The following is a 15,424-nucleotide window of genomic DNA, read 5'->3' as shown; positions in this document are numbered from 1 at the left end:
ATGAACAACCGGAAATTCTACACTGTTTTGGTAATTACTGTACTGGTAACTTTCGTGTTTATTTCATTATGTGGGTGTATAACTAAAAAAGAATCTGCCAGTCTGGAAGATATGAATGTCAGCAACAATAGTACACTAGGCTTTATTCCAGAAATCAGTTGGATCAATAATGTTACAAACAGTGAAAATCTGGAAATTGACGAAACACCTTTTAATATTTCTCTTAAAAAAACAGCGGTTTTGGAACTGGACAATGGTTATTCCCTCAAGGTACTGGACATTAACAGACAAGAGGAACAAATACAGGTTTCCCTAAGGAAAGATGGTAATGAGTATGATGCTCGCACAATGTTATCAGGTTCTACATATAACGTAAAGGATACCACTGATCTGAATACCATATATATTATTCGTGTTGACAGGATACTCGACAATAGCTTTTTTGTCGAGCTCACCTGTCAGAAAAAGCCTGAAATAATGCTGGAAGCAGGGATTTACGAAGGTAAAATAACTAAAAGTGAATTACGGATAACTGATGATACCATTACAAGAACTTACAAATGGGAATATGATGATACTGATTTCTCTGTCAAATATGAATACAACATTGAATCTTATGACATGTATTCAGAAAGAAGTCGTAACAGGGATTATGCAAATTATGTAAATGATCCTTTTGATGATGAATTGATATCACAGATCACTATACAAATGGGACAACTTGCAGATGAAGCCGGTTACAGTGAAAGTGAAATTCCTTACATTGCCATGGCTTTTGTCCAGTCACTTCCATATGTCAGTGACAGTGCCTCTTCCGGATATGATGAATATCCACGTTTTCCTTTTGAAACACTGTACCATGGAGGTGGAGACTGTGAGGATTCATCATTCCTTCTGGCGGCTATTCTTAATAACATGGGATATGGAGTTGCCTTAATAGAACTTCCAGGTCATATGGCCGTTGGTGTAAAGGGGGATTCAAAACTTGAAGGTAGTTATTATTCCTATTCAGATACACGTTATTACTACTTTGAAACCACAAATTCCGGTTGGGATGTAGGTGTCATACCGGATGAATATGCCAACGCAGAAGCAACCGTAGTTCCAATAATGGGAAGATATCCGGAACTGAGGATTATTTTTAGTGGAACTGGTCAGATCAATAAGTACGCTACTTATGTAGATATAGATATAGAAATTGAAAATGTAGGTTCCTCAATTGCAAATGATGTTGTAATTTATGCTACACTTGAAACTACTACTGATAATCTGATTTGGGATGAACTAAAAACAGATACTAATCTAAATCTTGATGTTGAAGAAACAATTTCGTATACTGTGACAAATCTCCATGTACCTGCAGGTGAAAAATATCGGGTAGGTATTTGGGCATGGGGTTCTAATGCTAATACTGAATATGTTTATAGCGACTGGACAACATCCTGACATTTAATCGATAAAGATAAGGCGCAAAAAATGTGGTAAAAGGAAAGGATATACCTTTCCATTTCAGATCACATATGCTTTCAATGGTGGAAAACCATTAAAAGCCACAGAACTATAACTCTGTGTGTAAGCTCCTGTTGTAAAAATATAGAGCTTGTCCCCCTCTTTTAAAGATAAGGGGAGAAAATATTTATGATGTTCGTAGAGAATATCCATACTATCACATGTTGGGCCTGCTAGTATCGCTTCTTCTTCATAACCCTTGCTTTCTGAGTAAATTGGGTATTTTATACATTCGTCCAGGGTTTCAATGAGACCTCCAAACTTACCAATGTCAAGATACACCCAGCTGTACTGGTTAAGCTTTGATTTCTTTGATATCATTATTACTTCTGTGACGATTATTCCGGCATCAGCCACAAGTGAGCGACCGGGTTCAATGATTATCTCAGGATGCTCCTCTCCAAAGTCTTCCTGAATGAAACGGAGTATCTCATGGGCATATGTTTCGAGTTCATTAGCAGGAGACTGGTACTTAGCAGGGAATCCACCACCAAGATTGATCATTTTGAGTTTGATACCCTGAAGGGCCACAGCTTCAAATAGATACTTGCATTTTGAGAGAGCATTGTCCCATTGTCCTATGTCACGCTGCTGGGAGCCTACATGGAAAGATAGGCCATAGGGTTCCAGCCCAAGGTCATGTGCCTGAAGTATAAGTTCATAGATCATATCCGGGTGAGAACCGAATTTACGGGATAATGGCCAGTCTGCCCCGTCACTTTCAGTGAGCAGACGGAAGAATACCCGGGAGCCGGGAGCCTTTCGTGCAATTTTATGCAGGTCGCTCTCAGAATCAGTAACAAAGAGACGAACACCTTTTTTATATGCATAAGCAATATCTTTTTCCTTTTTGATGGTGTTACCATAGCTTATTTTCTCTGGCTGGACCCCAAGTCTTATCAACTGGTCGATCTCATATATTGTAGCAGCATCAAAATTAGATCCTTTATTCTTAAGGACTGTTATGACCTCGTCAAGCGGATTTGCCTTCATTGCGTAATATATTTTCACAAAAGGCATGTTTTTGACAAGTTCATCGTACATTCTTTCAACTTTTGCCAGATTAACAACAAGGAATGGTGTTTCTTTACCTTCAGAAAACTCCTTGATTTTATCAAAGTCACCCTCAGAGATGAAATCATCTAGAGGAAAATCATATTGCTCTTTTCTCATATCTACTCCTTTTTATGATTAAACAAGTATCATCAGGAGCTAGTAAGTAAATAAAATAAGACTATACTAGTTTATTCAAATTAATACTTGATAATATGGTATTAATATCATATTAAGTATTTAAAATTGATTCTACCAGGTTAATTGGTATATAAATTGAAAACTCACTATTTTTCAATCAGTTCTCTAATTATTGGATTTTCTAAGAAAATGTGCTTTCTTTACCAATTTCGTTTTTAACTCTGATATTGCGCCATGCATTTTCACAAAACTCTTGATTATCACTAAACACAATCCAGTTCCTCTGCATTAAGGCTAAGAGAAAACATTTTTAATAAATCATGTATCTGTTTCTTCTTTTTTATCAGATTTAACAAATGATGAATTCAGGTTTTCTTCCTCGATTAATTCAACAGTTGCAGTTACAAGAATCTGCTGGCTAAGCGGCGTTGTAAGAATAATCCCTGCAATATAAACAGATAAATTAACTGCCATCGGCCATTGCAGGAACATCCCTGCATAATATGGAACTACTCCTGCCAGAGCAACTAATCCAATGATGGTACATAAGATAACACTTGCAACAAAATTCCCTCTAACCAGCCCGATACTTTCTGATATAGCCTCAGTGATAGTATATTTTTTGATTATGAACAGAGGGAGCACATAAAGTACTAAAATAGCAGGAAATGTGACGATAAAAGCCAGTATTATGGAAATTATAACCATCAATGCAATAGTAATAGTTTCAGGTAGTATCGCACCAGTTAATGCAAAACTCATGACAATCAGAATTCCTGCAAAGAAATAAAGCATCATCCACACTACCAGAAGCAATATAATTACAGCTAAAATAAAAAAGGCATATATCCAGCTTCTCACAAAATTTCCGGAACGGAAACCGTCGAATACATCACCAATCTTTACTTTTTCCTGATTAGCTCCTTTTAAAAGCATGGAAACAAACCCATAGAGCAACGGTGGTGCAGTTATCACCAGCATTGAGCCAAAGGTGAAAATAAGTGCTGCCAGGCCATAAGCGATAATGTTACTGGCAGAAACAGTTAATGAGTTTCTGAATAACCTCATATATTCCATTACATTTAATCCTTCTTTTTCAATATAGGCCTTAAATATTATATATATTATTAAAGTTCATGGATGTGTTGTCTGTTCAGTATTCTGTTGTGATGTTGCCTGTGAATTAGCATATAGCACTGTTGCTATTATCACCAGAGTTATTGACAGAGCAAAGACAATATAGTATAATCTATTGCCAGAATCGTCTTGTGACAAATTTCACACCCACTTTTATTTAGTAAAATAAATTTTGTATATTGCATGTTTATATGGTTATCCAGAATTATTCTATAAATCATCCTGAGTTAAAGAACAAAATAATTATTATCTTCATTCCACCACACATAATATATACTAAAATGCTCTTTACCGGATTCAAGATCAGAGCACTTAAATAATAAATGTAAATAAACGAATCTTTTTTATGGTTTAATAGTATTTTATAGAACATTATCCGAATAACTGATCTAAAACAAAATCATCTGCTTTGACGATTTCTTATGAATGAAAAAGACCATAAATTAATTCTTGGATGGAGGGAGTGGGTTGCATTACCTGACCTCGGTCTACCAGCCATCAAAGCTAAAGTGGACACTGGTGCCAGAACGTCTGCATTACATGCTTTTAACATACAGCTTTACAAAGATAATGGTATTGAGATGCTACGATTCTTTGTTCATCCAATCCAAAAAAATCACGATTTTTACATAGAATGTACAGCACCTGTTAAGGACAGAAGACTGGTAACCGATTCAGGTGGTCACAGGGAATTACGTTATGTTATTGAAACGGATATTGTTGTTGCAAACCTCAGCTATCCTACCGAATTAACGTTAACAGACCGCGACACAATGCGTTTTCGAATGTTACTGGGCCGAAGTGCAATGAAAAACTTGATAGTGGTTGATCCCGGCACATCATTTATTTGTAGTAAACCAGACATAAACACAGTATATAATTTTAAACCAGAGGTTGACAAATGAAAATTGCCTTATTGTCAAGAAATCCTAAACTATACTCATCCCGCCGCTTAATTGAGGCAGCAGAAGAAAGGGGACACGAAGTTCAAGTAATAGATGTATTGAGAGCTTATATGAACATTACCTCAAACAAACCTTCCATTCACTATAAAGGTGAGGAACTTGAAGGATTTGATGTAGTTATTCCTCGTATCGGTGCATCTGTGACATTCTATGGTGCCGCTGTCCTTCGACAATTTGAAATGATGGGAGTTTTCCCATTGAATGAATCGGTTGCAATTACCCGCTCCAGAGACAAACTCCGCTCTTTACAGTTACTATCTCGCGAAGGTATCGGTTTACCTGTAACAGGTTATGCAAGTAAACCTGATGACATTAAAGATATGATCAAAATGGTGGGTGGTGCACCTCTTGTTATTAAACTTCTTGAGGGTACACAGGGTATTGGTGTAGTGCTTGCCGAAACACAAAAAGCTGCCGAAAGTGTCATCGAAGGTTTCATGGGAGTGAAAGCAAATATTCTGGTACAGGAATACATCAGTGAAGCCAATGGAGCAGATATTCGTTGTTTTGTGATTGGTGGCAAAATTGTAGCAGCCATGAAAAGACAGGCTGTAAAAGGTGAATTCAGATCAAATATACATAGGGGAGGTTCCGCAGAGATTGTTAGAATAACCCCTGAAGAACGATCAACTGTAGTTCGTGCTGCAAAGATCATGGGACTTAATGTGGCAGGTGTTGATATCTTACGCTCCAATCACGGTCCAGTGGTAATGGAAGTAAACTCCAGCCCGGGTCTTGAGGGTATCGAGAAGGCCACTGGCAAGGATATTGCCGGTATGATCATTGATTACTGCGAGAAGGCCAACAAGCCCGGTAAGACAGCGACGAAGGGAAAAGGCTGATCCATGAGACAACCCATTACAATTGCAGGTACAATCATTCAGCCTGGAACAAGGCAGTCCATTGAATTGCCTATTCCCAGTTTTTATACTCATACATCAGCATCAATGCCGTTGCATATCGTACACGGCCATAAACCCGGACCATGTCTGTTAATATGTGCTGCGATACATGGAGATGAGATCAACGGTGTGGAGATAATACGCCGTATCCTTACACATAAAACGATTAATAATATAAAAGGGACAATCATTGCCATTCCAATCGTAAATGTATTCGGTTTTGTTTCCCAGTCCCGATATTTACCAGACAGACGTGATCTGAACCGATCATTTCCAGGTTCAAAACATGGGTCTATGGCTTCTCGTCTGGCAAACATCATGATGACAGAAATAGTAAGTCACTGTACTCACGTTATAGATCTTCATACAGGAGCTGTCGCCCGGGAAAACCTGCCTCAGATACGCGCCTGCTTAAAAGACCACCCTGAAACCGAAGCTATAGCTCGTGCTTTTGGTGTTCCGGTTATAATTAATTCAGAAGTGCGTGATGGTTCATTAAGAGAGGCAGCCCACGAACATGATATACCGGTCATTTTATTTGAAGCAGGGGAAGCACTGCGCTTTGATGAAGTTTCTATTAGATCAGGTGTAAGAGGTATTCTTGGTGTTATGTCCCATCTGGACATGAGACCAAAAAGCAAGCCGAAAAAAAAGTTCAAAACACTTATTTCCAGCTCGACCCAGTGGGTCAGGGCTCCTGAAAGTGGGATATTGCGTTCAATTGTTCCTTTGGGGATGCTTGTTAAAAAAGGTGATGTTCTGGCTTACATAAATGATCCGCTGGGTGAGGTCGAAACAAAAGTACTGAGTCCGGTATTTGGGATAATTATTGGAAAAACGAACCTGCCACTTGCACATGAAGGTGAAGCTGTATTTCATATCGCGAAGTATTCTAAAGCAGAAGAGGTATCCAATCACATAGAAACATACCATGATGAACTGGATCCCTATACTGATGAAGTAAGAAGTGAACAGGTCCCATTGGTTTAACTCCTTGAATTTAAGTCCTTGTTAAAACATATACGGAGTTTCCTTGGAGCCGGGTGCTTTGGTTTATTCCCATCATTTATTTTTCTACCTTTTTCTATATACCAGTTTTTCTGCTTCTATTACAAAGAACACGGTACTTGATACAAGTAATATAATCATCCAGTCAATAATTTCCAGGGGAGCGGTACGTAGTACACTATTCATCAAAGGACTGTAGGTAATGAAAAGCTGTAGAAGAAGAACCAGGGATATCCCACCCAGCATAATCCTATTTGAGAACATACGTCCAATGACGTTCTCATAGATGGATTTTGAGCTGAAAAGATAAAATACTTCAAAAAGAACAATTGTATTCAACACTATAGTCTGTGCCTTTGATATATTCATATTCTTGTTACTCATTTCGAAGAAGAATAGTAAGAAACTGGCCGTTACCATCAACAAAGCCACAGTAACTATCCTGCGTTTTATGATCGGAAGCAGAAGAGGTTCATCTGGAGAACGTGGGCGTCTCCTTAGAAGATTACTTTCCTTTGGTTCAAATACTATAGGAACACCCAGCCCTATGGCAGTTACAGTATTGATCCATAGTATATGGATGGGTAGGAGCGGAGGATTGGTGATTCCAAGCAACACAGCTGCCATGATAATAAGAGCTTCCGCTGCATTGGTAGGTAGCGTCCAGAGAATGACTTTCTGTATCTTGTCATAGACATCTCTCCCTTCCTCCACGGCATTTACGATAGATGCAAAGTTGTCATCTGCGAGTACCATATCGGATGCTTCTTTTGCTACCTCTGTACCTGATCTGCCCATTGCAATCCCGATATCAGCTCTTTTAAGGGCTGGTGCATCATTGATTCCGTCCCCTGTTACAGCCACTACTTCCCCCCTTTCTTGCAATAGGCGTACAATACGAGATTTGTCTTCAGGAGATGTGCGAGCAAAGACAGATACGTGTTTTAGATTTTCCGATAGATGTTCATCAGACATGCTGTCAAGATCAGAACCAGATAATGCTCCTTTTGTTGTGATACCAAGCTGTCCGGCAATGCTATTGGCCGTAAGCACATGGTCTCCTGTGATCATAATGACCCTGATGCCGGCATTGTTACACTTTTGTATGGCTTCCTTTACCTCATCTCTGGGAGGGTCCATCATACCTTGTAACCCAAGGAATGTAAGGTCATTGATATCTTCCACAGATAACTCTTTTTTATTCTTGTTTACATTTTTGTATGCCATTGCGATAACACGTAAACCACTTGATGCCATTGTAGAAGCTGCTTCGAGTATCTTTCCAGACTCAATCTCAGATTCTTTCTGGCCATCATATTGTAAATTGCACATGTTGACTATTTTTTCAGGAGAGCCTTTTACATATACAATATTTGAAGCCCCCTCTTCTTCGTGCAGAGTTGCCATGAACCGTTTTTCAGACTCAAACGGTAAGGAATCAAGCCGTGGAAGATGGAAACTGGATATCTTCATTGCTGATACAAGTAGAGCGCCTTCGGTAGGGTCTCCTTGAATGTCACCTTCGTCCTTGATATAAGCATCATTGCACAAAGCTCCTGCTTTAAGCGTACCTAGCAGGGATTGATATTTCTGAGCATCTATTTGTCTGTTGTTCAGACTGAACTCACCCTCAATGGAATATCCATCTCCTGTAACGTCAAACAGGCCTTCCATGCTGTAGATAGATGTCACAGTCATCTGATTCATTGTAAGTGTACCCGTTTTATCGGAACAGATAACTGTTGCTGAACCAAGGGTTTCCACAGAGGGCAGGTTCCTTACTATGGCATTCTTTGAGGCCATTGATTTAACGCCTATGGCAAGAGATATAGTTATCAGGGCTGGCAATCCCTCTGGTATGGCTGCAACAGCCATGCTTACAGTAGCCAGGAATATTTCCAGTTTTTCAAAGCCCTGCAATATGCCTACAATATATGTGAAAATCGAAATAAAAACAATTACTTTGAAGAGCATATTTCCGAGGCGATTTACGGTTCGTGTAAGAGGAGTGGAGATTGTCTCGGTATCCCTTATGAGTTCCGATATTTTCCCTATCTCGGTCATAGTACCAGTTGACACAACTATGCCCATGCCAATACCCTGTGTGATTAGTGTTGCAGAGAAGGCCATGTTCTTCTTGTCACCAAGGGCTATGTCTTCACCTGGAATTGGAATACTGTTCTTTTCAACAGCCATGGACTCTCCAGTAAGGGCTGATTCATCTATGCGAAGGTTCTTGTTTTGGAATACTCGCAGATCAGCAGGTACTCTGGAACCAGCTTCAAGAAGCACCACATCCCCAACGACCAGTTCCCGGCTGGGTATTAACTTTCGCACTCCTTCTCTTATTACAATTGCCTCAGGTTGCATCATCTTCGCAAGTGACTCAAGGGCATGTTCAGCCTTGCGTTCCTGAATAAAACCGATGATGGCATTTGCCAAAACCACCCCTGTTATTACAGCGGAATCTGCATATTCATCCAGGATAAAAGTTATTATGGCCGCTGCCATCAGTACATAGATAAGTGGATTGGCAAACTGTTTGATAAATAGATAGACGGGACCATGCTTTTTCTTAGTTTCAACTTCATTGTATCCGTGTTTTGACAGACGCAACGAAGCTTCATCTTTACTGAGTCCTTCTTTTCTGGTTTCCAGAAGACTGAAAGTTTCCTCTGTAGTAGCACGATACCAACTGACTTCTCCGTCCATGTAGAAGATAATACTTCATTGATTAAAATGTTTTGTCAGAGTGGAAAAATGACGAGAAATTTGTGTGATTATATGGTTTTGCCAAAAACTAAAATAGATTGCAGACTATTTGGTTACATGAGTTCAATTCACGAAGATCTGGTCAAGTCTCTTAACTCCAAACAGGAAGAATATGTGAATCTGGAATTACCAGACCCGAGAAACGGGGAATATCTCCTTAGTGTATTTCATATGAGACCTGGAGGTAAGTTCAATTTTTTGCAGGCTGCTGCCGAGATTGCTGCTGAGTCCTCTACAGGTACTAACTTTAAAGTAACTACGGAAACTTCTTTTTCCAGGACAATGAATGCACTGGTATATCAGCTGGACCTGGAAAGGGAACTTATATGGATAGCCTATCCATGGAGACTTTTTGATAGAGGAGGCAATGTCCAGAACATCCTGACCTATATTGTCGGAAACATCCTTGGGATGAAGGAAGTAGCAGCTTTGAAACTGCTGGATGTCTGGTTCCCGCCATCAATGCTTGAGCAATATGATGGTCCTGGCTATACTGTGGATAACATGAGGAAATACCTCAATGTCTATGACAGGCCGATACTTGGAACAATCGTGAAGCCGAAGATGGGACTTACTTCAGCAGAATATGCTGAGGTATGTTATGATTTCTGGGCAGGCGGTGGGGATTTTGTCAAGAATGACGAGCCACAGGCTAATCAGGATTTCTGCCCTTATGACAAGATGGTAAAACACGTAAAAGAGGCCATGGATAAAGCGGTGAAAGAAACAGGACAGAAAAAAGTTCACTCTTTTAATGTTTCAGCCGCCGATTTTGACACCATGATCGAAAGATGTGAGATGATCGTAAATGCAGGATTTGAACCTGGAAGTTATGCATTTCTCATTGACGGAATAACTGCCGGATGGATGGCTGTGCAGACGCTCAGACGCAGATATCCGGATGTTTTCATCCATTTCCACAGGGCAGCCCACGGAGCTTTCACCAGACAGGAAAACCCACTTGGATTCTCAGTACTTGTTCTGTCCAAGTTTGCAAGGCTTGCTGGTGCTTCAGGGATCCATACAGGTACTGCCGGTGTCGGGAAGATGAAAGGAACACCTCAAGAAGATGTTGTTGCTGCACATGGTATCCAGTATATGAATTCCGCAGGTCATTTCTTTAACCAGAGCTGGTCAAAGATACCTGAGACTGACAAGGATGCAATAGGTCTTGTGAATGAAGATATGGCACACCATGTTATTCTTGAGGACGACAGTTGGAGAGGCATGAAAAAATGCTGCCCTATCGTCTCAGGTGGACTGAACCCTATAAGACTGAAGCCTTTCATCGATGTAATGGAGAATGTTGATTTCATAACAACAATGGGTTCTGGTGTCCACGCTCATCCCGGCGGAACCCGGGAAGGTGCCATGGCTCTGGTACAGGCATGTGATGCTTATCTTAAGAATATTGATATTGAAGAGTATGCCAGAGATCATGAGGAACTGGCACAGGCCATCAAGTACTTCACAAAGGCATCAAAAGAGTCTATGTAAGATCGCTTTATGGGTCAATATATATTTTATTTAGTAATGAAAGTCAATGACTGCTTCTGACCTGCCAGTTATAGCAGGTCTGGAACAGTTTTTAAGAGACAATAACCCCTTGTCTAACGAGCAAATATTCCCCACTTGCCCATATAATTGTGATAATTAAAGCCTGAACGTAATAAACCGACATTTTTTTGGAGTAATGTGGGATAGGTTTATTGCGTTCGAGTTTTTATTCGTTTTTTGCTTTAGTTTTAATCATGTCAAGATCGTACCACCGACCGACTATGCAGTTAATCTGAATCTTCAGATTGTGTGACTGCAATTCATAGTACTTTTTACAACTATATAAATATATCTCTAGTTACATATATTATGAGCATAATGATGATGAGGTGTTTGTATTATTAATAAAATCAAAGTTATAGCTGGATCGATTCAAGAAGGATAGGTACCAACCTAACCATTTTACATTCAGAACACACACTATCACATTTTTCAAAGTGCATAACTAAACTGATAAATTTATATACGTAGATGATAAAATTGTAGCATATTTTTATATTAATATAATTATAATAACATGTACTGATCGATATGGTGCTATGGCCACTGGAAAAAATGAATGATTCTATAATGAGATTAATAGAGTCTATGAAGTGTAGTGAAAAGAGGATACTGCTTTTTTTCCTGAGTAGTGCAACTATTCAGGTGCTTATTCTCTATTTTCTTGACGGGAGGAGTCTTATCGATTCGCTGTATGCCACCGCTGCCACATTAACTACAGTTGGTTTTGGGGATGTATCCCCAAGTTCACCACTGGCAAGGCTTCTGTATATTCCGACCATGGGTATAGGTGTACTTATGCTTCCTATTGTTGCCGTATCGATATATGAAATGCATCAGAAGAAGGTGAGAGGTTTGAATAATTCAACTCAGAAGGATCATGTTGTAATTCTTGGAAGTTCAAATGAAATTATTACTTCCACAATAATGGAAATAGCTGACTTTCGGGATATTTGCCTTGTATCGGAGATATATGACTTGAACCCATTTCAAGGGAAAGTCCATTTTATCAAGGGGAGTCCCATTGAAAAGGTATATCTCATCAAAGCAAACATAGCTGAAGCAAAGCATGTAATAGTTGAAACAGGAAATGACAGTACTAATATACTTGCCACGGCTCTTGCAAGGGAACTTAATCCATCGGCTGAGATCATTGCTACCATCACATCAGAAGAGAGATACGGAACCTTGAAATCACTTGGTGCTAACCACGTCATCAACACCGACACTTTCACAGGACGCTTACTTGCATCGGCAGTCTTTGAGCCATCTGTTGTTGATCTGATATCGGACGTCACTACATCCCTTGTAGGTCACGACCTTGTAGAAATGGATGTTCCGGAAAAGCTTCTGGGAAAAGCAGTTGGTGAAATAATATTAGACCTCAAGACAAAGGATAACCTTACCCTGCTTGCCATTTACAGGAACAGGGAGAACATAGTGAATCCTGCTATGGATATGGTTCTTGAGGATGGTGACAAGCTTGTGGTGCTGGTATGAGGTCGTGATCTCATACCAATATTGGAACTCATATTTTATGTTTATTCAGAATTTACCAGTAGCCAGAATTGAATCCGTATATCTGTTCAGATAAGCATGGAGTTCATCTAACCCCCTGGTGTGTGGTAGTGTAGCTATCATTTTTTCATGCAGTCCCTTTTCCTGACAAGGCTTAAAGTTTCCACGAAATATATTAAAGGTAGGTTTTAAATTTATACTTCTACAACTTTAATCCTGAAAGTAAGTGCTTTACCTGCAAGCGGATGATTCAGGTCAAATGTAACTTCATCATCTGTCAAGTCAATTATTTTTGCATGCATCTGCTGTCCGTGTGGGGTTTGCACAACAAAGATCTTACCAATTTCCATTTCCATCATATTTGCCTGAACAAGATCCCGGGATACCGTATCAATGCGTGCCTCGCTGTATTCACCATACGCTTGTGCAGGTTCAAGTCTTAATTCTTTCTCTTCCCCTACTTCCATCTCTCTCACTGCATCGTCAAAACCTTTCAGGACTTTACCGGAGCCGACTGTGAATTCCAGAGGCTGACCGTGAATTTCTGATGAATCAAAAACAGAACTATCATCAAGTGTTCCTGTATACTCTACCTTTATAAATAGAACTGATGCAACCGGAAGATGTTTGATTTGTGTAGGTGGGGGAAATTATACAATTGTTGCAGAAAAATGGTTAAATAGTACTTTAATAACAAACAAAACAAGTTTAATTATTCTGGAAAATGAAAATAGTGATTATGAATTAATCTTGAAAAAAGATTGGTTTTATTGGGCTACTACTGTTAAATATCCTGTATTACGCATAATAAATATAATTATTGCACTAGTTTATAGCTTGCTTTTATGGTATGTAATTGCCATGTATATAGAAATAAAAAACCTAGAACAAAAAAATTGATAACTTTCACAATGAATATTCATATAGGTACTTTAAGGAGATAGAGTTGGATCAAACCATCCTAAAAACCAAACAACTCCTGCAAAAGCAACCATTAAAATAATAATTGCAACCATAAAACCTATTATTTTATCCATAACTAAGTACTTGCATTCGAGTATATATTATTTTATAATGTTTTAGTCATGTAAGTTTAGTTTTAGAATATTCACTTTAGAATTTTTATCCCACATTTCTAACCGTTCCCTAACATGTGCATTCAAACTAAAAGGCTTGTCACTTTTAGCATTCTTTTTCATGTAATGCAAAGTACCATTAGAGAACCACATCTTCTCCCAGTCAGTAGAAGATATACTCAGTATCTCTTTTTAATCATTAACCGGATAGTAATCCGATACTGCAACTGTTAGTTCTGGTGTTAAGTTGTATATCAGGTTGTATTGTACACACTTTGTTTACCGGTGTAGTCAGACTAAAACCTGATGACTCTATAGCATATAGTATGACAATTTATATGCTCTGTAGAAATTTTCATTAAAATAGCAAATATAATTATGATAACTATGTTAAAATTGTACTTGTTATTAAAACGAGGGCGGATTGAGGTTATAGCTGAGAGTGAGTCCTTGCGTGGAAACTGTTTTCCACTAACTTTCATTTTTTCAACTCCATGAATCGAGCCATTTTTGATAGACTGTGTAAGCTCTAATTTAATATAATATAAATAAATTGTTCAATGTGAACGTGATAAAATCATCTGATGTGTATGTGCTATAACAGATACACAGTTATAAGTACTTAGACTGCGTAGTATTAATTATGTCACATGAAAAAGGACACATGGGGATACGTAGACAACAAGGAAGAGGTCGTACTGGTCGAAAATTACCAGTTTGCCATAAATGTAAATCTGCCTACCTTGTTGCTTTGTATGCTCAAGAAACGGCAAACAGTGAAGGTAAAAGAAAATGGATTAAAAAAGGTTATTTTTGCAACAATTGCAATTATTTTGAACCTGTTAAGGATTTTGAAAACATTACGGAGGATCTCTCTACAAAGCTCAACTATAGGTAATAAAAAAGATGGAAACAAAGTTTTAACTTCGTTTCCTGTACAGAACATATCCACCCACAAGCACTGCTGAAATAACTCCAAGCATCACCAAAATACCGGCGGTACTGATACCTTTTGGAGTAGTTACTTCAACCTCAGATGGCTCTTCAACAACTGCTTCTGCACTCTCGTCAGGCACAGACATCACAGTTTCTTCGGGTTCACCTGAAATTGCAAATGGTGAGAATCCGGGTGTTTCTGTTTCAAAGTAAACGTACTCATCGTCTTCTCTCGTAATTGTCGTAGGCAGCTTATTCCATATGTTGTCAGAGTACCTGTAAAGTATTACAGATTTAGCCAGAACTTTGTTATCCTCAATCCAGGATTTCTCAACCTTGAAAGTTATGAGCATATTTTCAACATTGTTTTCAGTTGCAAAGCCGACCTTGCCTACCCAGATGTTCATATGTTGGTATATCTCACCCGGAGCATCTGTATCTACAAGTGCTGAGGTATCCTTCAGAACTTCAACAATGGTCTGAATTGACCCGGAGTTCTTCTTAGAATCAAACTCAATCGTTGAGATGGCATTTCCTTCATTGTTGAATCCATATACTACATGGGATCCTTTGTTGACAAATACACTGTCAACTTCCTTGACTGCAATGTTAGCGTACGTTTCACCGGTTGAACCGCCACCACCACCGCCTCCGCCGCCACCAGAGGAGGAGCTTGAAGTGGATGTGGAACTGCTTGGCGTGCTTATCACAAAATTGGTGTTGAAACTTGCTAAATTGCCTGCATTGTCAGCAACATATACAAATGCAGAATGACTCCCAGCTTCAAGACCGGTTGCATTGTACGCAACAGAGGAATTTGTTATAGTTACATTGCCATCATCAGTGACAT

General features: G+C 39.0%; 13 protein-coding genes. 8 read left to right on the top strand and 5 right to left on the bottom strand.

Going from position 1 to position 15,424, the window contains the following annotated elements; all coding sequences use genetic code 11:
- Entirely contained in the window at positions 1 to 1,446 is a 1,446-nt protein-coding gene (locus QZZ23_RS12340; RefSeq protein WP_292470615.1) for a hypothetical protein, read from the top strand.
- 63 nt (positions 1,447 to 1,509) lie between these two features.
- Here QZZ23_RS12340 and QZZ23_RS12335 read toward each other — a convergent pair whose 3' ends face one another.
- Together QZZ23_RS12335 and QZZ23_RS12330 are read right to left on the bottom strand one after the other, a co-directional pair.
- A complete protein-coding gene (locus tag QZZ23_RS12335) occupies positions 1,510 to 2,682 on the bottom strand; it encodes a type III PLP-dependent enzyme (protein WP_292470613.1) in 1,173 nt (390 codons plus the stop codon).
- A gap of 339 nt (positions 2,683 to 3,021) precedes the next feature.
- Positions 3,022 to 3,771, bottom strand: a complete 750-nt coding sequence (locus QZZ23_RS12330) for a hypothetical protein (RefSeq protein WP_292470611.1) — start codon at positions 3,769 to 3,771, stop codon at positions 3,022 to 3,024.
- A gap of 491 nt (positions 3,772 to 4,262) precedes the next feature.
- On the opposite strand from QZZ23_RS12330, the gene QZZ23_RS12325 reads away from it, so the two are divergent.
- From QZZ23_RS12325 to QZZ23_RS12315, 3 genes are read left to right on the top strand one after another with little or no spacing between them, the layout of a single operon-like run.
- Positions 4,263 to 4,745, top strand: coding sequence for an ATP-dependent zinc protease (locus tag QZZ23_RS12325; protein ID WP_292470608.1), 483 nt, complete (start codon positions 4,263 to 4,265; stop codon positions 4,743 to 4,745).
- Positions 4,742 to 5,647 (top strand): 30S ribosomal protein S6--L-glutamate ligase, encoded by a 906-nt coding sequence (gene rimK / locus QZZ23_RS12320; RefSeq protein ID WP_292470605.1) that lies wholly within the window; start codon positions 4,742 to 4,744, stop codon positions 5,645 to 5,647. The genes QZZ23_RS12325 and rimK overlap by 4 nt, the downstream gene beginning before the upstream one ends.
- 3 nt (positions 5,648 to 5,650) lie before the next feature.
- Positions 5,651 to 6,697 carry a succinylglutamate desuccinylase/aspartoacylase family protein gene (locus tag QZZ23_RS12315; RefSeq protein ID WP_292470603.1) on the top strand — a complete coding sequence of 349 codons (1,047 nt, stop codon included), beginning with the start codon at positions 5,651 to 5,653 and terminating at the stop codon, positions 6,695 to 6,697.
- An 84-nt stretch (positions 6,698 to 6,781) separates the two neighbouring features.
- Here QZZ23_RS12315 and QZZ23_RS12310 read toward each other — a convergent pair whose 3' ends face one another.
- Positions 6,782 to 9,427 carry an HAD-IC family P-type ATPase gene (locus tag QZZ23_RS12310; protein WP_292470600.1) on the bottom strand — a complete coding sequence of 882 codons (2,646 nt, stop codon included), beginning with the start codon at positions 9,425 to 9,427 and terminating at the stop codon, positions 6,782 to 6,784.
- A 117-nt stretch (positions 9,428 to 9,544) separates the two neighbouring features.
- On the opposite strand from QZZ23_RS12310, the gene QZZ23_RS12305 reads away from it, so the two are divergent.
- Complete coding sequence (locus tag QZZ23_RS12305; protein ID WP_292470598.1) at positions 9,545 to 10,984, top strand: ribulose-bisphosphate carboxylase; 1,440 nt, start codon at positions 9,545 to 9,547, stop codon at positions 10,982 to 10,984.
- 630 nt (positions 10,985 to 11,614) lie between these two features.
- Complete coding sequence (locus QZZ23_RS12300; RefSeq protein ID WP_292470596.1) at positions 11,615 to 12,544, top strand: TrkA family potassium uptake protein; 930 nt, start codon at positions 11,615 to 11,617, stop codon at positions 12,542 to 12,544.
- A 212-nt stretch (positions 12,545 to 12,756) separates the two neighbouring features.
- Here QZZ23_RS12300 and QZZ23_RS12295 read toward each other — a convergent pair whose 3' ends face one another.
- A complete protein-coding gene (locus QZZ23_RS12295; RefSeq protein WP_292470800.1) occupies positions 12,757 to 13,161 on the bottom strand; it encodes a peptidylprolyl isomerase in 405 nt (134 codons plus the stop codon).
- 28 nt (positions 13,162 to 13,189) lie between these two features.
- Here QZZ23_RS12295 and QZZ23_RS12290 point away from each other — a divergent pair, with 28 nt between their 5' ends.
- Complete coding sequence (locus QZZ23_RS12290) at positions 13,190 to 13,462, top strand: hypothetical protein (protein ID WP_292470593.1); 273 nt, start codon at positions 13,190 to 13,192, stop codon at positions 13,460 to 13,462.
- An 819-nt stretch (positions 13,463 to 14,281) separates the two neighbouring features.
- Positions 14,282 to 14,536, top strand: coding sequence for a hypothetical protein (locus QZZ23_RS12280; RefSeq protein WP_292470590.1), 255 nt, complete (start codon positions 14,282 to 14,284; stop codon positions 14,534 to 14,536).
- 22 nt (positions 14,537 to 14,558) lie between these two features.
- Here the strand turns inward: QZZ23_RS12280 and QZZ23_RS12275 are convergent.
- On the bottom strand, positions 14,559 to 15,424 hold an 866-nt coding region (locus QZZ23_RS12275; RefSeq protein WP_292470587.1), incomplete at its 5' end, for a PGF-pre-PGF domain-containing protein.

The sequence above is a fragment of the Methanolobus sp. genome, from assembly GCF_016278385.1.
Lineage (GTDB): Archaea > Halobacteriota > Methanosarcinia > Methanosarcinales > Methanosarcinaceae > Methanolobus.
This window is presented reverse-complemented; position numbering and strand designations above follow the sequence as displayed.